We start from the raw sequence: 22,947 nt of genomic DNA, 5'->3' as shown, positions 1-22,947 counted from the left end.
ATTTCCATAGTTACGCCTGCTCCAGCGGCAAGGGTTGGGCGCGGCCATGCCAGCGGCGCAGCGCCCAGTGACGCAGGCGGTCGAGGTACAGGTACACCACGGGCGTGGTGTAAAGGGTCAGCAACTGGCTGCCGATCAGGCCACCGACGATGGTAATGCCCAACGGACGGCGCAGCTCAGCATCGCCGCCGACGCCAAACAGCAATGGCAAGGCGCCGAGCAAGGCCGCAAGGCTGGTCATCATGATTGGCCGGAAGCGCATGATGCAGGCCTCCAAAATCGCCTCGCGCGGGCTCATGCCGAGGTTGCGCTCGGCATCCAGAGCGAAGTCGATCATCAGGATGGCGTTCTTCTTGACGATACCGATCAGCAAAATGATGCCGATCAGCGCGATCAACGACAGCTCGGTGCGGCACAGCAGCAAGGCCAGCAAGGCGCCGACCCCGGCCGATGGCAACGTCGAGATGATGGTCAGCGGGTGCACATAGCTCTCGTAGAGGATGCCAAGGACGATATACACCGCCAACAGAGCCGCCAGAATCATCAACGGCATGTCGTTCTGGGTAGCCTGTGCCGCGCCGGCATTGCCGGGAAAGCTGGCTTGCACCGCGATGGGCAGGTGCAGCGGCTGCAAGGCGGCGAGAATACTGGCCTGGGCGGTGGCCAGGGGCACATCCGGGGCCAGGTTGAAGCTGAAGGTGGTGGCGGCGAACTGCCCCTCGTGGTTGACCGTCAGCGGCGCGTTGCTTGGCTCGACGCGGGCGAACACCGACAGCGGCACCCGCGCGCCATCGGCGGCGATCACATACACCTGTTTGAGAATTTCCGGGCCGCTCTGGTACGCCTGGCCCACTTCCATCACCACCCGGTACTGATTGAGCGGGTTGTAGATGGTCGACACCTGGCGCTGGCCGAAGGAGTTGTTCAGCACCGCACTGATCATCTCGATATCGACGCCATAGCGGGCGGCGGTTTCGCGGTCGATTACCAGGCGGCTTTGCAGGCCTTTGTTCTGCTCATCGCCGTTGACGTCCTTTAGCTCCGGCAACTGCCGCAGCGCCGCCTCGACCCGCGGCGTGGCGGCGCGCAGTTGGTCGAGGTCATCACTCTTCAGGCTGAACTGGTACTGGGCGTTGCTATCACGGCCGCCCAGGCGCAGGTCTTGGCCAGGGTTGAGGTACAGATTGGCACCCGGCACCTGAGCCAGGGACTTGCGCAGGCGGGTCATGACCACGGTCATCGACTCGCGCTCACCAATCGGCTTGAGAGTGACGAAGAAGAAACCACTGTTGGCCCCACCGCCCGGCCCACGGCCACCGCCGGTAAAGCCGGCGACGCTGGCCACGGCCGGGTCGGCGCCGAGGATCTGGCGGAATTGGCCGAGTTTTTCCTGCAGGGCCTGGAAGGAAATGCTCTGGTCGGCCACCGCCATGCCGCGCAGGCGGCCACTGTCCTGCTGGGGGAACAGGGTTTTGGGCACGATGATGAACAGGTAGACATTCAGGGCAATGGTCGCCAGCAGAATCACCATCATCAACCGTGAGTGATTCAGCGCCCACTCCAGACTGGCCCGGTAGTGCTGCAAAAAACTCGCGTACAGGCGCTGACTGCGGCTCTCGACCTTTTCCTCGGGCTCCGCTGGGCGCTGGCGGAGCAGCTTGGCGCAGAGCATCGGCGTCAGGGTCAGGGACACCAATAAAGAGATCAGCACCGCCGCCGACAGGGTCACGGCGAACTCGCGGAACAGGCGACCGGGAATCCCGCCCAGCAGCAGCAAGGGAATAAACACCGCCACCAGCGACAGGCTCATCGACAGCACGGTAAAGCCCACCTCGCGGGCGCCCTTGAGGGCGGCCGGCAATGGTGCCTCGCCGGCCTCGATGCGCCGGGCGATGTTCTCCAGCATGACGATGGCGTCGTCGACGACAAAGCCGGTGGCAATGATCAGCGCCATCAACGACAGGTTGTTGAGGCTGAAATTGCACAGGTACATAACCACGAAGGTGCCGATCAGCGACACCGGCACCGCCACGCTGGGGATCAGGGTGGCGCGGGCGTTACGCAAGAACAGGAACACCACCAGGATGACGAGCGCCACCGAGATCATCAGGGTGAACTCGGCCTCGTGCAGCGAGGCACGGATGTTCGGGCTGCGGTCGTCCATCACCCGGATCGCCGCACGCGTGCCGAGGGTTTCGCGCAACTCCGGCAACAAGGCATGAATGGCGTCGGTAGCTTCGATGATATTGGCCGCCGGCTGGCGGGTAATCACCAGCACCACAGCCGGCTGATTGCCGGAGAAGCCGGCGTTGCGCACGTTCTCTACCGAGTCGGTGACTTCGGCCACATCGCCGAGACGCACCACCTGGCCGCTGCTGTGGCGGACGATCAACGGGATAAATTCAGCGGCCGTGCGCAGTTGGTCGTTGCCATCCACCTGCCAATGCTGGGCACCCTGCTCCACCGCCCCTTTTGGCCCTTCGCTGTTGGCCGCACTGATGGCGCTACGCACCTCGTCGAGGGCTAGGCCGTAGTGATTCAAGGCATCCGGATTAAGATCGACACGCACCGCCGGCAGCGAACTACCGGCCACGCTGACCTGGCCAATGCCGTTGACCTGGGCAATCTTCTGCGCCAGTACGGTCGAGGCCAGGTCATACAGCTCACCACGGCCGAGGGTCTCGGAGGTCAGGGCGAGAATCATGATCGGCATGTCGGCCGGGTTGGCCTTGCGGTAGCTGGGGTTGCTTGGCATGCCAGTGGGCAGCAGGGTCATGGCGGCGTTGATGGCCGCCTGCACCTCGCGGGCGGCACCGTCGATGTCGCGCTCCAGATCAAACTGCAAGACCACCTGGGTGCTGCCGAGACTGCTCGACGAGGTCATCTCGACGATCCCGGAAATCCGCCCGAGAGCCCGTTCCAACGGTGTGGCCACCGAACTGGCCATGGTTTCCGGGCTGGCGCCGGGCATACCGGCGCTGACCACGATATAGGGGAAGTCGACCTGTGGCAGCGGCGCCACCGGCAGCAGGTTGAACGACAAACCACCGGCCAACAACAAAGCCAGGGTCAGCAGCAAAGTGGCCACTGGGCGACGGATAAAAGCGGCGGAGAAGTTCATCGGCCGCGCCCCATACGTATGGCGACGATCATGCCGACACCTGCGCCGCACGCGGGCCGCTGACGCGCTGGGCCAGACGGTCGAAGGCCAGGTAGATCACCGGCGTAGTGAACAACGTCAGCACCTGGCTAAGCAGCAAGCCGCCGACCAGGGTGATGCCCAGGGGCTGGCGCAACTCGGCGCCGGAGCCGGAGGCAAACATCAGCGGCAAGGCGCCGAGCAGCGCCGCCAGGGTGGTCATAAGAATCGGCCGGAAGCGTTGCAAGCACGCCTGATAAATCGCCTCTTCAGCGCTTTTGCCACCCTGACGCTGGGCTTCGAGGGCGAAGTCGATGATCAGAATGGCGTTCTTCTTGACGATGCCGATCAGCAAGATGATGCCGATCACCGCCACCATGCCCAGCTCCTGCCCCGCAAGCATCAAGGCCAGCAAGGCGCCGACCCCGGCCGAGGGCAAGGTCGAGAGAATGGTGATCGGGTGGATAAAGCTCTCGTAGAGAATGCCCAGAACGATGTACATGGTCACGATCGCCGCCAGGATCAGCAGCAAGGTGTTGCTCAGCGAGGCCTCGAAGGCCAGGGCTGCGCCGCGAAAGCGTGATTGCATGCTCGGCGGCAACTGCAGCTCATCCTGCACCGCACGGATAGCGCTAACCGCCTCACTCAACGAGGTGTCCGGCGCCAGGTTGAACGACAAGGTGGCAGCCGGGAACTGGTCGCTGTGGTTGATCGCCAGCAAGGTTGAGCGCTGTTCGACCTTGGCCAAGGTCGACAGGCGCACCTGACTGCCGTCAGCGCTCGGCACATACAGCTGCTCCAGGGACTGCGGGCCGAGCTGGAACGGCGCCGCCACTTCCAACACCACCCGGTACTGGCTGGACTGGGTGAAAATGGTCGAGATCAGCCGTTGGCCGAAGGCGTTGTACAGCGCGCTGTCGATGCTCGCCAGGCTCACACCGAGGCGCGCGGCCTGGTCGCGGTCGATCTGCAGGTAGGCTTGCAAGCCCTGGTCCTGCAGGTCGCTGGCCACATCGGCAAGCTCGGGCAACTGCTGCAGGCGCTCTAGCAGTTTTGGCGCCCAGACGCGCAAGGTGTCCATATCCGGGTCTTGCAGGCTGAGCTGGTACTGGGTGCGGGTGATGCGGTCTTCCAGGCTGAGATCCTGCACGGCCTGCAAATACAGGCGACTGCCAGGCAACTGGGCAACTTGCGGCTGCAGGCGACGGATCACCTCCTGGGCCGAAACATCGCGTTCTTTATGGGGCTTGAGGTTGATCAGCAGGCGCCCGGTATTGAGCGTCGGGTTGCTGCCATCCACGCCAATAAACGACGACAGACTGGCCACCGCCGGGTCGCGCAGCACCAGGTCGGCCAATTGTTGCTGGCGCTCGGCCATGGCGGCGAAGGAGATCGATTGCGGTCCCTCGCTGATGCCCTGAATCACCCCGGTGTCCTGCTCGGGGAACAAGCCCTTGGGCATCAGCATGTACAGCAACACGGTGAGGGCCAGAGTGGCCACGGCCACCCACAGGGTCAGGGTCTGATGGCGCAACACCACCTGCAGGGCACCGGCATAGCGGGCGATCATGGCCTCGATAAACTGCCCGGCGCAGCGGGCAAACCGGCCCTGCTCGGCTTCCGGTTGATGGCGCAGCAGTTTGGCGCAGAGCATCGGCGTCAGGGTCAGCGACACTACTGCGGAAATCAGGATGGCCACCGCCAGGGTGATGGCGAATTCGCGGAACAGCCGCCCCGCTACATCGCTCATAAACAGCAATGGAATCAGCACGGCGATCAGCGAGAAGGTCAGGGAGATGATGGTAAAGCCGATCTGCCGCGAACCTTTCAGGGCGGCGGTCAGTGGCGAGTCACCCTCCTCCAGGTAACGGGCGATGTTTTCCAGCATGACGATGGCGTCATCAACCACAAAGCCGGTGGCAATGGTCAGTGCCATCAGCGTCAGGTTGTTGATCGAGAAACCGGCCAGGTACATCACCCCGAACGTGCCAATCAGCGATAACGGCACCGCCAGGCTGGGGATCAGGGTGGCGCGGGCATTGCGCAGGAACAGGAAGGTGACCATCACCACCAGGGAAATCGACAGCATCAGCTCGAACTTCACATCGCGAATGGCGCTGCTGATGCTGGTGGTGCGGTCGGTCAGCACCTGTACTTGCAGGTTACCCGGCAGGCTCTCCTGCAACTGCGGCAGCAAGGCGTTGATGCGTTCGACCACGGCCAGCACGTTGGCACCCGGCTGGCGCTGGATATTAAGGATCACCGCTGGGGTGCGGTTAGCCCAGGCAGCCAGGCGCACGTTCTCGGCATCGTTATCGACACTGGCGACATCCTGAACCCGTACCGGCGCGCCGTTAACGTAGGCGATGATCAGTTGGCGATAGTCTTCGGGGCTTTCCAGTTGGTCATTGGCGTCCAGGCTGGAAGCGCGCTTGGGGCCGTCGAAGCTGCCCTTGGGGGCATTCATGTTGTTGCGCGTCACCGCGCTGCGCAGGTCTTCCAGGCTCAGGTTGTGGGCCGCCAGAGCCACCGGATTGGCGCGAATACGCACAGCTGGGCGCTGGCCGCCGCCAATGCTGACCAGACCAACACCAGAGATCTGCGAGATTTTCTGTGCCATGCGCGTGTCGACCAGATCCTGAATCTTCGCCAGAGGCAGGCTGTCGGAGAGGATCGCCAGACTCATGATCGGTGCATCGGCGGGGTTGACCTTGCTGAACACCGGCGGTGTCGGCAAGTCATTGGGCAACAGGCTGGAGGCGACGTTGATCGCCGCCTGCACGTCCTGTTCAGCCACATCGAGATCGGTGGTCAGGTTGAAGCGCAGGGTCAACAGCGAGGCGCCGCCGGAGCTGCTGGAACTCATTTCGGTGAGGCCGGCAATCTGGCCGAACTGGCTTTCCAGCGGTGCAGTCACCGATGAGGTGATGATTTCCGGGCTGGCGCCGGGGTACAGAGTGACCACTTGAATGGTCGGGTAATCGACTTCCGGCAGGGCCGCCACCGGCAATACCCGGTAAGCGATCAAGCCCGACAGCAGGATGGCGATCATCAACAGCGTGGTGGCAACCGGGCGCAGCACAAACAGGCGTGACGGGTTCATGCCCCCGCTCCGCCGGCGCTTTTAGTCACTGCAGGTTTGGCTGCCGGCTTGGCAGCGGCTTTGTCACTTTCAGCCCCGGCCACCTTGACCTGCATGCCATCGCGCAAACGGTCGACGCCTTCGGTCACCACCCGCTCACCGGCCGTAAGGCCACTGAGCACCTGCAGACGCTCCTCGGCCGTGACGCCGAGGGTAACGGTGCGCATGCTCACCCGATTGTCAGCATCCAGCACATACACAAACACGCCCTGACTGCCGCGCTGCACAGCATTGGCGGGGATCACCAGCACCTGTGACAAGGTCTGGGCCAGCAGGCGCACATTGACGAACTGGTTGGGAAACAGGGCTTCGTCACGGTTGTCGAAACGCGCCTTGAGCTTGAGGGTGCCAGTGGTGATATCGATCTGATTGTCGATGCTCGCCAGGGCGCCGGTTGCCAACGCCAGTTGCTGGTTGCGGTCGAAGGCCTCAACCGGCAGCGGCTTGCCAGTGGCCAGCTGCTGGCGAATCAGCGGCAGTTGCGGCTCCGGCAGGCTGAACACCACGTTGATCGGTTGCACCTGGGTAATCACCACCAGGCCAGTGGTGTCACCAGCGCTGATCTGGTTGCCGACATCCACCTGCCGCAATCCCAGGCGCCCGCCGATGGGTGCACGGATCTGGCTGAACTGCAGGTTGAGTTTGGCCTGGTCGACGCTGGCCTGGTTGGCTTTCAGGGTGCCGCGGTACTGGTTGACCAGGGCTTGCTGGGTGTCCAGGGTCTGCCGGGCAATGGAGTCCTGGGCCAGCAAGTCTTGGTAGCGCTGCAGGTCAATCTCGGCATTGCGCAGTTGTGCCTGGTTCTGTTGCAGGGTGCCTTCGGCTTCGTCCAGGGCCGCGCGGTAACTGCGTGGATCAATCACTGCCAGTAGATCGCCTGCCTTGACCCGCTGACCTTCCTCGAACAGCACCTTGACCAGCTCGCCGTCAATGCGGCTGCGCACCACCACGGTATTGAAGGCCGTTACGGTGCCTAGGGCGTTGTAGTGCACCGGCAGGTCGACGCGCTCGACGGCACTGGCGCTGACCAGAAAATCTTCACTGACCGCTCCACGCCGGCCGCCTTCGGGACGTTCCGGGCCGCTGGGTTTGGCCAATTGCTGAACCAGCAGCACCAACGCCAACAAAGCGACGGCGCTGATCAGCCAAGGACGGAGGGTGATAAACAGCGAAGATTTCGAAGAACTAGCAGACATGATCGTCACAGCCGGGAAATGTGGGCTGAACGATAAGCACTCCCAAGCCCGGAGCAAAGCCTCTTTACCGGCTTTTTACCTTACCGGACATTTCTATCGAGTCGAATGGCTTGGCGGCTGTGATGAATGTGGGAGCGGTCTTGACCGCGAAACTGTTAACCACTGTCCGTCTAATCACTGCCGATCAGTGGATGACGATCTTGCCGCAGTCCGGCAATTGCTCCACCAACTGCCAACCCAGCAGCTGCGCCGGGGTGTAGTAGCCACCGGCCGGTTTCTCGGCCAACAGGGCTTGCACCACATGCAGGGCCGAATGCACGGTCAGGGCGTAGCCATTGCTGGTTTGCAGCTGGCCAACCTTGACCGCGCCGGCCGCGTTGCGCACCTCGCCCCAGACCTGGGTGTGCAAACTGGCACGCTGCTCAGCGGTCGGCCCCTTGACCCAACGCTCGACCAGCGCCACCAGCGCCCGTTGCAACCAGGCGGCACCGAGCAGCGGGCGCAGCCAATCGAGGCCACGCAGCACGCGGATCATCGGCTTGGGCGCCGGCACGAAGACGCTGATGTTGGCGATGCCGGTGCTGTAGGCCGCTGTGACCACATCCCCCCAGGGAATGCTCATGGCCCACTGCGGCTCGCTGCCGAAGTCGCATTCACGCATCTGGTACGCATTGGGCACGCTGCGCAACTGGCCGCCTTCGCGCACTTTGCCACCGTCGGCGAGGGTTTCGATCAGGGTCTTGCAGGTGCCGGGGCTAAGGCCGCTGGCGGTTGCAAAACCAAGGTGCAATTGCACTGCGTCAGGCATGGCGGCATGCAGGGCCATGGCCAGGCAGTCGGTGGGCACCACGTCAAAACCCACGCCTGGGCAAATCACGACGCCCTCGCGACAGGCCGCCTGGTGCTGGCTGTGGGCATGCTCGAAGACCCGGTACTCGCCCGTGATATCCAGATAATGGGCACCGGCATTCAGGCAGGCAGCAATCATCGGTGCAGCGGTAGCGGAAAACGGCCCGGCGCAGTTGAGCACCAGTTGCACATCGGTAAGGGCCGCCGCGGTAGCACGCGGGTCGGCCAGATCAAACTGGCGCACCGGCAAACCGGTTTCGGCGCCAATGCGATGAATATCCAAGCTGCGCCCAGCCAAAATCGGCTGCAACCCCAAGCGTTTGGCCTGCAAAGCAATCAGGCGACCGGTGTAGCCGTTGGCACCGTAGATCAGCCAATGTTTCATGCTCAGAACTCCAGCTACAGGGTTGCCAGGCCCGCGCAAGCGCGGACCTGGGTAATGGCGCGTGGGCGTTACTTCAGTACGGCAGTGGCAGCGGCATAATTCGGCTCGTCGCCAATCTCAGCCACCAGCTCGCTGTGCAGGACCTTGTCGTGCTCATCGAGCACGATCACCGCGCGTGCGGCAACGCCGGTCAGGGGGCCGTTGGCGATGGCTACGCCGTAATCCTTGAGAAAGTTCTGTCCACGCATGGTAGACAGATTGACCACATTGCTCAGGCCTTCCGCACCACAGAAGCGTGCCTGGGCAAACGGCAGGTCAGCGGAAATGCACAGCACCACGGTGTTGGCCAGGCTGCTGGTTTCGGCGTTGAACTTGCGCACCGAGGTGGCGCAGGTTGGGGTGTCGACACTCGGGAAGATATTCAGCACTTTGCGCTGCCCGGCGAACTTGCTCAGGGCCACATCAGCCAGGTCGTTAGCCACCAGGCTAAAAGGCTTAGCCGTCTCGCCGACTTGAGGGAAGTGGCCGTCTACTTTGATCGGATTGCCGTGCAGGGTAACTTGAGTCATGGGAGTTCCTTGTGGGTTGGGTTGAGGAGGTAACACGTTATAAATCAATAAGCCCCGGTTGGCGGGGCTTATTGCGTGAGCAGTTATTTCTTTGGCACTTCAGGCGCAGACCTTGGCCAGCACCTTCGGGTTCGGATGAAAGAGCACGTGCTCGATGATCGGTCCTACCGCCACCTCACCGACCTCTTCGTAGCCCAACCGCCGGTAGAACTCCAAGTAATGAGGGTTGCCGGTATCCAGCACCACGCCTTGAGAGCTGTCATCTTCGGCGCACCAGTTATGCAGGGCCTGCAACAGCTGCTCGCCAAGGTGCTGACCCTGAAACTCCGGGTGTATGCCCAGCAGCGGCAACATGTGGAAAGGCCCCGGTGGCAGGCACGCCTGCACGGCTTCGTGGTAGTCGAGATAACGGCGGGTGCAGCGGAAACCGGCGGTCAGCAGCATGCGCATCCGCCAGCTCCAGCTCTCGGTAATGCCCAGACGCCGCTGCGGTGGTGCAATCAACGCGATGCCCACCAAGCGGTCATCGACCAGCAGGCCAATGGCCGGTTGTTCTTCGGCAAAATGCTGATTGACCAGCTCACGTACAGTGGCGCGTACACGCTGGTCAAAGCCCGCGCGCTCTGATTCAAGCAGATAGGAGAAGGTCGGTTCATGGCGATAGGCGTGATACAGCAGCGAGCGAGCTTCACGCACGTAGCCACTGTCGAGCATTCTTACTTCGGCGGGCGATGTGGGCATGGGGGACGACCTCTGTGGGGTTCTCATTGTTATGACAGCAATAAACACTAAATGGCACGTTAGCAGTCGCCATCCGTGCTCGCCAGATTAGCGGCTGAGTGGCCATGCTGACTCGGCGCTGCCACCTTCAGGCTGCTAACATCGCCGCCCAAGCCCTCCTCCCGTAAGCCCAGGACTGCTCCGCCCATGAAGATTGTCTCGTTCAATATCAACGGCCTGCGCGCCCGCCCTCATCAGCTGGCCGCCCTGATCGACAAGCACCAGCCGGACGTCATCGGCCTGCAGGAAACCAAGGTTGCCGACGAGCAATTCCCTTTTGCCGACATCGAAGCCCTCGGCTATCACGTGCATTACCACGGCCAGAAGGGCCATTACGGTGTTGCCCTGCTCTCGCGCCAGGCGCCTTTAAGCCTGCACAAGGGCTTTGCCGGCGATGACGAAGATGCTCAACGGCGTTTTATCTGGGGCACTTTTGCCGATGCTAACGGCCAGCCAATCACCATCATGAATGGCTATTTCCCTCAGGGTGAAAGCCGTGACCATCCGACCAAGTTCCCGGCCAAGGCCAAGTTCTACGCCGACTTGCAGCAACTGCTGGAAACCCAGTTTCAACCGACTCAGCCGTTGATTGTGATGGGCGATATCAACATCTCACCCGAGGATTGCGATATCGGCATCGGCGCCGACAACGCCAAGCGCTGGCTACGCACCGGTAAATGCAGCTTCCTGCCGGAAGAACGTGAGTGGTTGCAGCGCCTTAAGGATTGGGGCTTACACGACAGTTTCCGGCAGCTGCACCCCGAGGTTAATGACCGCTTCAGCTGGTTCGACTACCGCAGCCGCGGCTTCGAGGACGAGCCCAAGCGCGGCCTGCGCATCGACGTGATCCTGGCCAGCAACGCCCTGCAGTCGCGACTCAAAGCCGCTGGCGTGGATTACGACCTGCGCGGGATGGACAAACCCTCCGACCATGCCCCGATCTGGCTGGAACTGAGCTAAGCCGAGGAGCGGCGGCAGCACCATTCGTCATAGCGTTGATATAGATCTACGTGCTGAACAGCACATTGGCCTATGCATAGGGTCCTATGCAGTGGGTCTTGGATTGAATCTTAACGAGATGAGGGAATGATCTGATGAGCATGATGAAAGCCGCCGTTTTTGTAGCCCCTGGCCGGATCGAACTGGTCGACAAGCCCATCCCCGAGGTGGGCCCCAACGACGCCCTGCTGCGCATTACCACCACCACGATCTGTGGCACCGACGTGCATATCCTCAAGGGCGAATACCCCGTGGCCACCGGCCTGACCATCGGCCATGAGCCCGTGGGGGTGATCGAGAAACTGGGCAGCAATGTCAGGGGCTACCAGGAAGGGCAACGCGTGATCGCCGGCGCCATCTGTCCAAGCTTCAACTCCTATGCCAGCCAGGATGGCCTGTCGTCCCAGGATGGCGGCTGCACCTGCCACGGCTACAAACCCCTGGGCGGCTGGCGCTTTGGCAACACCATCGACGGCACCCAGGCCGAATACGTGCTGGTGCCCGACGCCCAGGCCAACCTGGCACCGGTACCCGACGGCCTTAGCGATGAGCAGGTGCTGATGTGCCCGGACATCATGTCCACCGGCTTTGCCGGCGCGGAAGCCGCCAATATCAAGATCGGCGATGTGGTGGCGATCTTCGCCCAGGGGCCGATTGGCTTGTGCGCTACGGCCGGGGCCAAGTTACGCGGCGCCAGCACCATCATCGCCATCGACGGCGTTAACCAACGCCTGCAGATCGCCCGCCAACTCGGCGCCGATGTCACCCTTAACTTCAACGAAGTGGATGTGGTTGACGAAATTCTCAAGCTTACCGGCGGTCGTGGTGTGGATGCCGCTATCGAAGCGCTGGGCCAACAGTCGACCTTCGAAAGTGCCTTGCGCGTACTCAAGCCGGGCGGCACCTTGTCCAGCCTGGGGGTGTACTCCACCGACCTGGTGATCCCGCTGAATGCCTTTCACGCCGGCCTCGGTGACAACAAGATCGTCACCTCGCTGTGCCCCGGCGGCAAAGAACGCATGCGCCGTCTGCTCAACGTGGTGGCCTCCGGGCGTGTCGACCTGGGCCTGCTGGTCACCCATCAGTACAAACTGGACGATATTGTTGCGGCCTATGAGCTGTTCGGCCATCAGCGCGACGGCGTTCTCAAGGTCGCGATCAAACCCTTCTAACGTTGCGAGTGCCCGGTCGCCACACCCGACCGGGCAACACCGACAACCCTCGTTTTAGAAGCCTTGCGCCCTTGGCGGCTGTCATTTTTCGGTAACTTCTCTGACTTATTCTGCGCAGCACTTACTCCCCCCATAGAAGGTGCATGTCCGCATGCTGCGCAATTCGCCCGCCACCGATCGCGACACCTGGAGCCGCACGTGCGGCCTGCTGATTCTCGGGTTTGTCTGCTACGCCCTGCCCTGGCGTGTCTTTGCTGCGTTGCCGGTGCCAGCGGACAACACCCCGGCCCTGCAGATTCAGGGTTCCAACACCATCGGCGCCAAACTCGGTCCGGCCTTGGTCAAAGGCTTGCTGTTGCAGGAAGGTTTCACCGATGTGCGCATCGAAAGCAATGGCCAGCCCAATGAGCAACAAGTGATCGGCCAAAAGGCCAGCGGCGAACAGGTACGCATCGACGTTGCCGCCCATGGTTCAGGCACCGGCTTCGTAGCCCTGAAAGAAGGCAAGGTTGCTCTGGCGGCCTCCTCCCGGCCGATCAAAGCCAGCGAGGCGCAAAGCCTGGCCTCACTGGGCGACTTCACCAGCCCTGCGGCCGAACAGGTGATCGCCATCGATGGCCTGGCGGTGATTCTGCATCCGCAAAACGGCTTGAATGCCCTGACCACCAGCCAGTTGGCCCAGGTCTTTTCCGGTGAAGTGAAAACCTGGGAGGCCCTCGGTGGTCGCGGCGGTCCCATTCACCTGTATGCCCGCGATGACAACTCCGGCACCTACGACACCTTCAAGGAACTGGTACTGGTTAGCCACGGCAAGACCCTTGCCCCTGGCAGCCAGCGTTTTGAATCCAGTGAGCAGTTGTCCGATGCTGTCAGCCAGGACCCACAAGGCATCGGCTTTATCGGCCTGCCCTATATTCGCCAGGCCAAAGCCTTAGCCATTGCCGATGGTGAGTCGCAGCCGATGCTGCCCTCCACCACCCTGATTGCCACCGAGGACTATCCGCTGTCACGTCGCCTGTTCTTGTACAACGCCCCGCAAGAATCCAACCCTTGGGCCCAGGCCCTGGTGAAGTTTGCTCACAGCAGTGAGGGGCAGGCGCTGGTGGCCAAGACCGGCTTTATCGCCCAGAGCGTGCAGGCGGTGCAGGTCAAACCCAGCCCGAGCATGCCGGCTGAATACCAACAACTGGCCAATGATGCACGACGCCTGACTGTAAACTTCCGCTTCCAAGACGGCAGCGCCAGCCTGGATAACAAAGCCCTGCGCGATGTAAACCGCTTGCTGGAGTACCTGCGCAGCGAGGACAAGCTCAGCCACAAAGCCGTACTGGTCGGCTTTGGCGACCCCAAGAGCGACCCGGAGCGCGCCGAACTGCTGTCCAAGCTGCGGGCCATGGCTGTGCGCCGGGAACTGTCCAAGTCGCAAGTCTTGTTCGAGGAAATCATCGGCCTCGGCGCCGAATTGCCGGTAGCCAGCAACCAGGCTGACGACGGCCGGATCAAGAATCGCCGGGTCGAGGTTTGGGTTTACTAAGTGCTTCAACGTTTCGCCACTGGCCGTCATCACGTACCCTTGGGCATCAAGCAATTACGAGGATGTCCGGGGTGCCAGAGGTCGAGTTGCACTGTATTGAACGCCAAGGGCGGATGCTCTGGCGGGTGATCGCCGGCAAACGGGTGCTGACCTTCCACGAAGAGATGGCCGCCCGCACCTTCGCCGCCCAATTGCACCTGCGCCTGAACTGGCTACAGGCACAGCGCCAGGCGGAACAGCGCGCTGATTAAACGATGCTCACTTGAGCGTTGATCGTGCAGCTGAGCTTTTGTAGGAGCGGATTTATCCGCGATGCCGTTTGCCTTCAAAGCATCGCGGCTGAAGCCGCTCCTACAACGGCAAATTTACGCAGTAACAGACAAATAAAAAGCCGAGGCCCGCAGTTGCGGGCCTCGGCTTTTTTACACGCGGGCCTTAGTGGCTTTTGCGCATTGCATCACGGGGTACGTACTTACCGATCTCGTACTTGCCGATGGCCATGCGGTGCACTTCGTCCGGGCCGTCGGCCAGGCGCAGGGTGCGTTGCATGGCGTACATGTAGGCCAGCGGGAAGTCGTTGGAGACGCCGGCGCCACCGTGGATCTGGATCGCGCGGTCGATCACCTTGAGCGCCACATTCGGTGCCACCACCTTGATCTGGGCGATTTCACTGGCAGCAATCTTGTTGCCCACGGTGTCCATCATAAAGGCGGCATTCAGGGTCAGCAGGCGCGCCATGTTGATCTCGGTGCGCGAGTCGGCAATCTTGTCGATGTTGCCACCCAGGCGCGCCAGCGGCTTGCCAAAGGCGGTACGACTGACGGAACGCTTGCACATCAGCTCCAGTGCCCGCTCAGCCATGCCGATCGAACGCATGCAGTGGTGGATACGGCCTGGGCCAAGGCGACCCTGGGCGATCTCAAAACCACGGCCCTCGCCCAACAGCACGTTTTCGTAAGGTACGCGCACGTTCTCGAACAGCACTTCGGCGTGGCCGTGCGGCGCATCGTCGTAGCCAAATACCGGCAGCGGACGGACGATTTTCACCCCGGGGGTATCGGTGGGCACCAGAATCATCGAGTGCTGCTGGTGACGCGGCGCGTCCGGATTGGTCAGGCCCATGAAAATCATGATCTTGCAGCGCGGATCGCAAGCGCCGGAGGTCCACCACTTGCTGCCGTTAATCACCCACTCGTCACCCTCACGCACAGCTCGGGCTTCCATGTTGGTGGCGTCCGACGAGGCCACACCGGGTTCGGTCATGGCAAAGGCCGAGCGAATCTCGCCGCGCAGCAGCGGTTCCAGCCACTGCTTCTTCTGCCCTTCGTTGGCATAACGCACCAACACTTCCATGTTGCCGGTGTCCGGTGCCGAGCAGTTGAACGGCTCAGGGCCCAGCAGCGAGCGGCCCATGATTTCGGCCAGCGGCGCGTACTCCAGGTTGGTCAGACCGAAACCCTGCTCCGAATCCGGCAGAAACAGGTTCCACAGGCCTTCGGCTTTGGCCTTGGCTTTCAGCTCTTCCATGATCGCGGTCGGCTGCCAACGATCACCGGTGGCGACCTGCTGCTCGAACACCGGTTCAGCCGGATAGACGTAGGCATCCATAAACGCTGTGACGCGTTCACGCAGTTCCTGAACCTTGGGGGAGTAGGCGAAATCCATGACGAGGGCACCTTTGCACGAGGAAGATAAATGGGGCTGGTAAGGATGCTAGAACAGCGATTAAGATTTATCTAACCTATTTTCGCCGTGTATGAACATTCATAAGCCATATATGATCGGCTGATAGCCCACCGCCCCGGAGACCACTGCACATGAACCTGAGCAAAGTCGATCTGAACCTGTTCATCGTCTTCGATGCGATCTACACCGAGGCCAATTTGACCCGCGCCGGGCAGATCGTCGGCATCACTCAGCCGGCGGTCTCCAACGCGCTGTCTCGCCTGCGCGAGACCTTCAACGATCCGCTGTTCGTGCGTACTGCCCAAGGCATGGTGCCAACACCGATGGCGCAGAACATCATCGGCCCGGTGCGTAACGCCCTGCAGCTGCTGCGCGTATCGGTGCAGGAAAGCCGCATCTTCAACCCGCTACAGGCCAACAAAACCTTCCGTATCAGCATGACTGACCTTATCGAGGCGGTGATCCTGCCGCCGCTGTTCCAGCGCCTGCGCCGCCAGGCACCGGCGGTGCAAATTGAGAGTTTTTTGGCCAAACGTCGGGAAACCACCAAGGAACTGGCGGCCGGGCGCATCGATTTTGCCGTCGACGCGCCGCTCAACACCGACCCCCAGGTGCGCCACGTCAAGCTGCTGGAAGACCGCTACGTCTGTGCCATGCGCAAGGGCCATCCGCTGGCTAAGGACAAGATCAGCCTCGACGACTACCTGTCCCTGACCCATATCCACATCTCCAGCCGCCGCAGCGGTCTCGGCCTGGTGGACCTGGCCCTGGGCAAGATGGGCATCCAACGCAAGATCGCCTTGCGCTCCCAGCACTACCTGATGGCCTCTCAGGTTATGCAGCAGACGGACATGGCCATGACCGTGCCGGAGAGCTTCGCCCATCGCCACGGCCTGCATGCTGTCGACCTGCCGGTAAATGACGTACCCGCCCAGGAAACCCACCTGTACTGGCACGAAAGCACCGACCAGGATCCGGCCAACCGTTGGATGCGCGAACAGCTGATTGAGCTGTGCCAACAGGTCTGCGCCCAGGAAAAGAAGTTGTAAGCGAATGCTCCTCGCCGCGCTATCTCTTCAGTGCGGCTCTCAGCTTTGTTCGCCAAGCAGATGTTTTATAAGCCTTTAGGCTTGGCGAACAGAGTTGATTACGTGCACATACCTGCGCGCTCAAGCCCTCCTGTAAATGCTGCATGCGGCGGTCCAGGTTGACGTTAACGTCAACCTGCTTTACGTTAACGTAAAGATCAGCACCCGAGTCCGCCCCATGAGCAACACCTACAGCATTTCCGATCTGGCCCGCGAGCTGGATATCACGCCCCGCGCCATCCGCTTTTACGAAGAACAAGGCATGCTCAGCCCCGAACGGCGCGGCTTGGAGCGCATCTATTCGGCCCGCGACAAGGTCTCGCTGAAGCTGATTCTGCGCGGTAAACGCATCGGCTTTTCCCTGGCCGAGTGCAAGGAGTTGATCGAGCTGTATGACCCCGCCAGCGGCAACCGCAAGCAGCTGGAGACCTTTATGGGCAAGATCGCCGAACGCCGCCTGCAGCTCGAACAGCAGTTGCTGGACATCCAGCAGATGCAGTTGGAGCTCGATACCGCCGAAGAGCGCTGTCAGATCGCTATGAGCGAAACCCTTAAAAACCAATAACTTGCCGTTTAAACCTAATGATAAAAATTACAGGTGAAACCATGAGCTACCCGTCCCTGAACTTTGGCCTCGGCGAAACCATCGACATGCTCCGCGACGCGGTGCGCCAGTTTGCCCAGGGCGAATTGGCCCCGCGCGCGGCGCAGATCGACCGCGACAACGAGTTCCCCATGGACATGTGGCGCAAGTTCGGTGACATGGGCCTGCTCGGCATGACCGTCGCCGAAGAGTATGGCGGCACCAATATGGGCTACCTGGCCCACGTGGTGGCCATGGAAGAAATCAGCCGCGCCTCGGCCTCGGTCGGCCTGTCCTACGGCGCCCACTCCAACCTGTGCGTTAACCAGATCCACAAAAACGGCACCCACGAGCAGAAGGCCAAGTACCTGCCCAAGCTGTGTTCCGGCGAGCACATCGGCGCACTGGCCATGAGCGAACCGAATGCCGGCTCCGACGTGGTGTCGATGAAGCTGCGCGCCGACAAACGTGGCGACCACTATGTGCTTAACGGCAACAAGATGTGGATCACCAACGGCCCGGATGCCCACACCTACGTGATCTACGCCAAGACCGACGTCGCCGCCGGCTCCAAGGGTATGACCGCGTTTATCGTCGAGCGCGACCTCAAGGGTTTTTCCCGTCACCAGAAGCTGGACAAGCTGGGCATGCGCGGCTCCAACACCTGCGAACTGGTGTTCCAGGACTGCGAAGTGCCGGCAGAAAACATCCTCGGCGCCGAAGGCCGCGGCGTAGCCGTGCTGATGAGCGGCCTGGATTTTGAACGCACTGTGCTCTCCGGCGGCCCGACCGGGATCATGCAGGCCTGTATGGATGTGGTGGTGCCGTACGTGCACGAACGTCGCCAGTTCGGTCAGTCGATCGGCGAATTCCAGCTGATCCAGGGCAAGCTGGCTGACATGTACGCTGGTATGAACGCCTCCAAGTCCTACCTGTACAACGTCGCCAAGGCCTGCGACCGCGGCGAGGAATCGCGCAAAGACGCCGCAGCGGTGATCCTCTACACCGCCGAAATGGCCACCAAGATGGCCCTGGATACCATCCAGATTCTCGGCGGCAACGGCTACACCAACGAGTACCCGGCCGGCCGCCTGCTGCGCGACGCCAAGCTCTACGAGATCGGCGCCGGCACCAGCGAAATCCGCCGCATGCTGATCGGCCGCGAGCTGTTCAACGAAACCAAATAATGTACGGTCAGTTCCCTCTCCCACTTGTGGGAGAGGGTTAGGGAGAGGGGCTCTACGTCGCCTGCACCACCCTCTCCCCCGGCCCCTCTCCCGTGAACGGGAGAGGGGAGCTATTGCCCAAACTCGGAGTGAGCGCCCATGGCCATCCTGCACACCCAACTCAACACCCGTTCGCCGGAGTTCGCGGCCAATCGCGCGGTCATGCTCGAACAGGTGCTCAACCTGCGCGCCCTGCTCGCCCATGTGCACGCCGGCGGCGGCGCCAAGGCCCAGGAGCGTCATACCTCGCGGGGCAAGTTGCTGCCGCGCGAACGTATCAACGGCCTGCTCGATCCGGGTTCGGCCTTCCTCGAAGTCGCGCCCCTGGCCGCCTATGAGGTGTACGGCGAAGACGTACCGGCTGCCGGCGTAGTGGCTGGCATCGGTCGGGTCGAAGGCGTGGAATGCATGATCATCGCCAACGACGCTACGGTAAAAGGCGGCAGCTATTACCCGCTGACGGTGAAGAAACACCTGCGCGCCCAGACCATCGCTCAGGAAAACCGCCTGCCGTGCATCTACCTGGTCGACTCCGGCGGCGCCAACCTGCCGCGTCAGGATGAAGTGTTCCCGGACCGTGAGCACTTCGGCCGGATTTTCTTCAACCAGGCCAACATGAGCGCCATGGGCATCCCGCAAATCGCCGTCGTGATGGGTTCCTGCACCGCCGGTGGCGCCTATGTGCCGGCCATGAGCGACGAGACCATCATGGTCCGTAACCAGGCCACCATCTTCCTCGCCGGTCCGCCACTGGTGCGTGCTGCCACCGGTGAAGTGGTTAGTGCCGAAGACCTCGGCGGTGCGGATGTGCACTGCAAAACCTCCGGTGTGGCCGACCATTACGCCGAAGACGACGAGCACGCCCTGGCCATCGCCCGCCGCTGCATCAGCAATCTCAACTGGCGCAAGCTCGGTGAAGTCAACAGCCGCCCCGCCCAGCCGGCGCGCTACGCCAGCGACGAGCTGTACGGTGTGATCCCAGCCGACAGCAAGCAGCCGTTCGATGTGCGCGAGGTGATCGCGCGCCTGGTCGACGACTCACAGTTCGACGAATTCAAGGCGCTGTTCGGCGCCACCCTGGTCTGTGGCTTTGCTCATTTACACGGCTATCCGATGGCGATCCTCGCCAATAACGGAATCTTATTCGCCGAATCGGCGCAGAAAGGCGCGCACTTTATTGAGCTGGCCTGCCAGCGCGGCATCCCGCTACTGTTCCTGCAGAACATCACCGGTTTTATGGTCGGGCAGAAGTACGAGGCCGGCGGCATCGCCAAGCACGGCGCCAAGCTGGTCACCGCGGTGGCCTGCGCTAAAGTGCCGAAGTTCACCGTGATCATCGGCGGCAGCTTCGGCGCCGGTAACTACGGCATGTGCGGCCGTGCCTACGATCCGCGTTTCCTGTGGATGTGGCCCAACGCGCGCATTTCGGTGATGGGCGGCGAACAGGCCGCCGGGGTGCTGGTGCAGGTCAAGCGTGAGCAGGCCGAACGTGCCGGCCTGAGTTTCTCGGCCGAGGAAGAGGCGAAGATCAAGCAGCCGATCCTCGAACAGTACGAGCATCAGGGCCACCCCTACTACTCCAGCGCCCGCCTCTGGGATGACGGCGTCATCGACCCGGCACAAACCCGCGATGTTCTCGCCCTGGCGCTGTCGGCCAGCCTCAACGCCCCGATCGAGCCGACCCGTTTCGGCATCTTCCGCATGTAAGGCGCTGCACATGACTGACTATCAGAACATTCAGCTGGAAATCGACCCGCGCGGCATCGCCACCCTGTGGCTCAACCGTCCGGAAAAGAACAACGCCTTCAACAGCGCCACCATCCGCGAACTGCTGCTGGCCCTGGATGCCGTGGGCGGCAACCCGGACGTGCGCCTGCTGGTGTTGCGCGGGCGCGGCAAACACTTCTGCGCTGGCGGCGACCTGGGCTGGATGCAGCAAGCGGCCGAACTGGACTTCAACGGCAACCTGGAGGACGCCCGCGCCCTCGCCGAGCTGCTGTACAACCTCTACCAGCTGAAAAAGCCGACCCTGGCCGTGGTGCAAGGCGCGGTATTTGGCGGTGGCGTGGGCCTGGTCAGCTGCTGCGACATGGCCATTGGCGCCGACAACGCGCAGTTCAGCCTGTCGGAAGTGCGCATCGGCCTGGCCCCGGCGACCATCAGCCCGTTCGTGGTCAAGGCCATCGGCGAGCGCGCCGCGCGGCGTTTCTCCCTGACCGCCGAGCGCTTCGACGGGCACAAGGCCGCGCAACTGGGCCTGCTCAGCGAAGCCTACCCGGCCGAGGAGTTGGAGACGCAAGCGGACAACTGGATCGCCAACCTGCTGCTCAACGGCCCGCAAGCGCTGGTGACATGCAAGGCGCTGTTCAACGAGGTCGGCGCTGGCGAACTGACTCCCGGCCTGCGCCGCTACACCGAAACCGCGATTGCGCGTATCCGTATCAGCGCCGAAGGCCAGGAGGGCCTGCGGGCGTTCCTCGATAAACGCAAACCGGCCTGGCAGGAGCAAGACTAATGGCGACCATCGACACCCTCTTGATCGCCAACCGTGGAGAAATTGCCTGCCGGGTGATGCGCAGCGCCCGCGACCTGGGCATTCGAACCGTGGCGGTGCACAGCAGCATCGACCAACAGGCTCGCCATGTACGCGAAGCCGATATAGCTATCGACCTCGGCGGCGCCAAGCCAGCCGACAGCTACCTGCTCGGCGACAAGATCATCGCGGCCGCCAAAGCCAGCGGCGCCCAGGCGATCCATCCGGGCTATGGCTTTCTCTCGGAAAACGCTGGCTTCGCGCGTGCCTGCGAGGCTGCCGGCCTGCTGTTTCTCGGCCCGCCCGCCAGCGCCATGGATGCCATGGCCAGCAAATCCGCCGCCAAGGCGCTGATGGAACAGGCGGCGGTGCCGTTGGTGCCCGGCTACCACGGTGAGGCGCAGGACGTGGAAACCTTCCGTGCCGCCGCCGCGGTGATCGGCTATCCGGTGCTGTTGAAAGCCGCCGCCGGTGGTGGTGGCAAGGGCATGAAGGTGGTCGAGCGCGAAAGCGAACTGGCCGAGGCCCTGCAATCGGCGCAGCGTGAGGCGCAATCGGCGTTCGGCGACTCACGCATGCTGGTGGAAAAATACGTGCTACAACCGCGCCACGTGGAGATCCAGGTGTTTGCCGATCAGCACGGCCACTGCCTGTACCTGAACGAGCGTGACTGCTCGATCCAGCGTCGCCACCAGAAGGTGGTCGAAGAAGCGCCGGCGCCAGGCCTGTCGCCGGAACTACGGCGCGCCATGGGCGAAGCCGCCGTCAAGGCCGCCCAAGCGATCGGCTATGTCGGCGCCGGCACCGTGGAGTTCCTGCTGGATGCCCGCGGGCAGTTCTTTTTTATGGAAATGAACACCCGGCTGCAGGTGGAACACCCGGTGACTGAGGCGATTACCGGCCTCGACCTGGTGGCCTGGCAGATTCGTGTGACCCGCGGCGAGGCGCTGCCGATCACCCAAGAGCAGGTGCCGCTCAATGGCCACGCCATCGAAGTGCGTCTGTATGCAGAGGATACCGAGCAGGACTTCCTGCCCGCCTCCGGCACCTTGAATCTGTACCGCGAACCCGCCGCCGGCCCTGGCCGCCGAGTGGACAGTGGCATCGTCGAAGGCGACAGCGTGTCGCCGTTCTACGACCCGATGCTGGCCAAGCTGATCGCCTGGGGCGAGAACCGCGAGGAGGCGCGCCTGCGCCTGCTGAGCATGCTCAATGACACCGCCGTCGGCGGTTTCAAGACCAACCTCGGCTTTCTCAAGCGCGTGCTGGCTCACCCGGCGTTTGCCGCCTGCGAACTGGACACCGGCTTTATCGGCCGCCATGAAGCGCAGCTGCGCCCTGCCCCCACGTCGTTGCCCGAAGCCTTCTGGCAGCTGGCCGGCGAAGCCATGTTGCTCAGCGAAACGCCGGCGCCCCGTGGCGATGACCCGTATTCGCCGTGGAGTAGCAATCTTGGCTGGCGCTCCGGGCTGCCGCAAGAAGTCAGCTTGCACCTCAGTTGCCAGGGCGAACGCCACTGGCTGCGTCTGCGCCGCACGCCGGGCGAGTCGGCCTACAGCCTGTGCGGTGAGCGTCTACTGCACAAGCAGGATGGTCTGCTCAGTAGCCATCAGCTGTTACGCCGTGGCCCGGCGCTGTTTATCGAATGGCAAGGCGAGCTGCGTGAAGTGCGCAAGGTCGATCCGATTGCTGAAGCCGAAGCCAGCCACAGCCATCAGGGCGGCCTGACCGCCCCCATGAATGGCAGTATCGTCCGCGTGCTGGTCGAGGTCGGCCAGGCCGTCGAAGCCGGCACCGCGCTGGTGGTATTGGAAGCGATGAAGATGGAGCACAGCATCCGCGCGCCCCATGCCGGTATCGTCAAGGCGCTGTACTGCAGCGAGGGCGAACTGGTCAGCGAAGGCAATGCGCTGGTGGAACTGGAAGAGACCGTTTGATGGGTATCGCGCGGCTCAACCCATCCTACAAAATTGCACGCGTAGGATGGGTTGAGCGCAGCGATACCCATCATCACGGCCCATGCCGCGTTGCTGAGTAACCCGGATGCAATCCGGGGTGGGTTTGCC

The 22,947-nt window shown here is 62.4% G+C and carries 17 protein-coding genes; 10 read left to right on the top strand and 7 right to left on the bottom strand.

Translation table 11 applies throughout. The features are described 5' to 3' along the window. Positions 1-10: 10 nt before the first annotated feature. From AC56DI_RS05075 to AC56DI_RS05050, 6 genes are all read right to left on the bottom strand, one after another. The gene (locus AC56DI_RS05075; protein ID WP_496345203.1) at positions 11-3,121 is read right to left on the bottom strand and encodes a multidrug efflux RND transporter permease subunit; all 3,111 of its coding nucleotides are present in this window, start codon (positions 3,119-3,121) and stop codon (positions 11-13) included. Positions 3,122-3,149: 28 nt separating this feature from the next. Next, on the bottom strand, positions 3,150-6,242 hold the full coding sequence (locus tag AC56DI_RS05070) for an MdtB/MuxB family multidrug efflux RND transporter permease subunit (protein WP_496345202.1): 3,093 nt from the start codon (positions 6,240-6,242) through the stop codon (positions 3,150-3,152). After that, entirely contained in the window at positions 6,239-7,477 is a 1,239-nt protein-coding gene (locus AC56DI_RS05065; protein WP_496345201.1) for an MdtA/MuxA family multidrug efflux RND transporter periplasmic adaptor subunit, read from the bottom strand. Before AC56DI_RS05065 ends, AC56DI_RS05070 begins: the two co-directional genes overlap by 4 nt. A 184-nt stretch (positions 7,478-7,661) precedes the next feature. Then, a complete protein-coding gene (locus AC56DI_RS05060; RefSeq protein ID WP_496345200.1) occupies positions 7,662-8,711 on the bottom strand; it encodes a saccharopine dehydrogenase family protein in 1,050 nt (349 codons plus the stop codon). Positions 8,712-8,779: 68 nt separating this feature from the next. Beyond that, a complete protein-coding gene (gene tpx / locus AC56DI_RS05055) occupies positions 8,780-9,280 on the bottom strand; it encodes a thiol peroxidase (protein WP_496345199.1) in 501 nt (166 codons plus the stop codon). A 99-nt stretch (positions 9,281-9,379) separates the two neighbouring features. Then, complete coding sequence (locus tag AC56DI_RS05050; protein ID WP_496345198.1) at positions 9,380-10,021, bottom strand: GNAT family N-acetyltransferase; 642 nt, start codon at positions 10,019-10,021, stop codon at positions 9,380-9,382. 186 nt (positions 10,022-10,207) lie between these two features. Here AC56DI_RS05050 and xthA point away from each other — a divergent pair, with 186 nt between their 5' ends. The 4 genes from xthA to AC56DI_RS05030 all read left to right on the top strand — a co-directional run bounded on the left by xthA (position 10,208) and on the right by AC56DI_RS05030 (position 14,016). After that, a complete protein-coding gene (gene xthA / locus AC56DI_RS05045; protein WP_496345197.1) occupies positions 10,208-11,020 on the top strand; it encodes an exodeoxyribonuclease III in 813 nt (270 codons plus the stop codon). Positions 11,021-11,151: 131 nt separating this feature from the next. Continuing rightward, positions 11,152-12,231 (top strand): NAD(P)-dependent alcohol dehydrogenase, encoded by a 1,080-nt coding sequence (locus tag AC56DI_RS05040; protein WP_496345264.1) that lies wholly within the window; start codon positions 11,152-11,154, stop codon positions 12,229-12,231. A gap of 151 nt (positions 12,232-12,382) precedes the next feature. Beyond that, complete coding sequence (locus AC56DI_RS05035; protein ID WP_496345196.1) at positions 12,383-13,765, top strand: substrate-binding domain-containing protein; 1,383 nt, start codon at positions 12,383-12,385, stop codon at positions 13,763-13,765. Between the two features lie 62 nt (positions 13,766-13,827). After that, positions 13,828-14,016 (top strand): hypothetical protein, encoded by a 189-nt coding sequence (locus AC56DI_RS05030; protein WP_496345195.1) that lies wholly within the window; start codon positions 13,828-13,830, stop codon positions 14,014-14,016. Positions 14,017-14,200: 184 nt separating this feature from the next. On the opposite strand, the gene AC56DI_RS05025 is transcribed toward AC56DI_RS05030, so the two are convergent. Then, positions 14,201-15,430 carry an acyl-CoA dehydrogenase gene (locus AC56DI_RS05025; RefSeq protein WP_422588876.1) on the bottom strand — a complete coding sequence of 410 codons (1,230 nt, stop codon included), beginning with the start codon at positions 15,428-15,430 and terminating at the stop codon, positions 14,201-14,203. A gap of 152 nt (positions 15,431-15,582) precedes the next feature. On the opposite strand from AC56DI_RS05025, the gene AC56DI_RS05020 reads away from it, so the two are divergent. The 6 genes from AC56DI_RS05020 (at position 15,583) to AC56DI_RS04995 (ending at position 22,818) form a co-directional block, all read left to right on the top strand. Further along, positions 15,583-16,500, top strand: coding sequence for a LysR family transcriptional regulator (locus AC56DI_RS05020; protein WP_324520620.1), 918 nt, complete (start codon positions 15,583-15,585; stop codon positions 16,498-16,500). A 217-nt stretch (positions 16,501-16,717) separates the two neighbouring features. Beyond that, a complete protein-coding gene (locus AC56DI_RS05015; RefSeq protein ID WP_496345194.1) occupies positions 16,718-17,104 on the top strand; it encodes a MerR family transcriptional regulator in 387 nt (128 codons plus the stop codon). 41 nt (positions 17,105-17,145) lie between these two features. Then, positions 17,146-18,309: an isovaleryl-CoA dehydrogenase gene (locus tag AC56DI_RS05010; RefSeq protein WP_496345193.1), complete on the top strand. Its 1,164-nt coding sequence runs from the start codon at positions 17,146-17,148 to the stop codon at positions 18,307-18,309. Positions 18,310-18,447: 138 nt separating this feature from the next. Beyond that, positions 18,448-20,055, top strand: a complete 1,608-nt coding sequence (locus AC56DI_RS05005) for a carboxyl transferase domain-containing protein (RefSeq protein WP_496345192.1) — start codon at positions 18,448-18,450, stop codon at positions 20,053-20,055. A gap of 10 nt (positions 20,056-20,065) precedes the next feature. Further along, on the top strand, positions 20,066-20,863 hold the full coding sequence (locus AC56DI_RS05000) for a gamma-carboxygeranoyl-CoA hydratase (RefSeq protein ID WP_496345191.1): 798 nt from the start codon (positions 20,066-20,068) through the stop codon (positions 20,861-20,863). After that, positions 20,863-22,818, top strand: a complete 1,956-nt coding sequence (locus tag AC56DI_RS04995; RefSeq protein WP_496345190.1) for an acetyl/propionyl/methylcrotonyl-CoA carboxylase subunit alpha — start codon at positions 20,863-20,865, stop codon at positions 22,816-22,818. Before AC56DI_RS05000 ends, AC56DI_RS04995 begins: the two co-directional genes overlap by 1 nt. Positions 22,819-22,947 lie beyond the last annotated feature (129 nt).

It is taken from the genome of Pseudomonas sp. BGA-UO-ETr-WB11, assembly GCF_059567785.1.
Note: the sequence above shows the minus strand (reverse complement) of the source record. Positions and strands in the feature narration are given on the sequence as shown.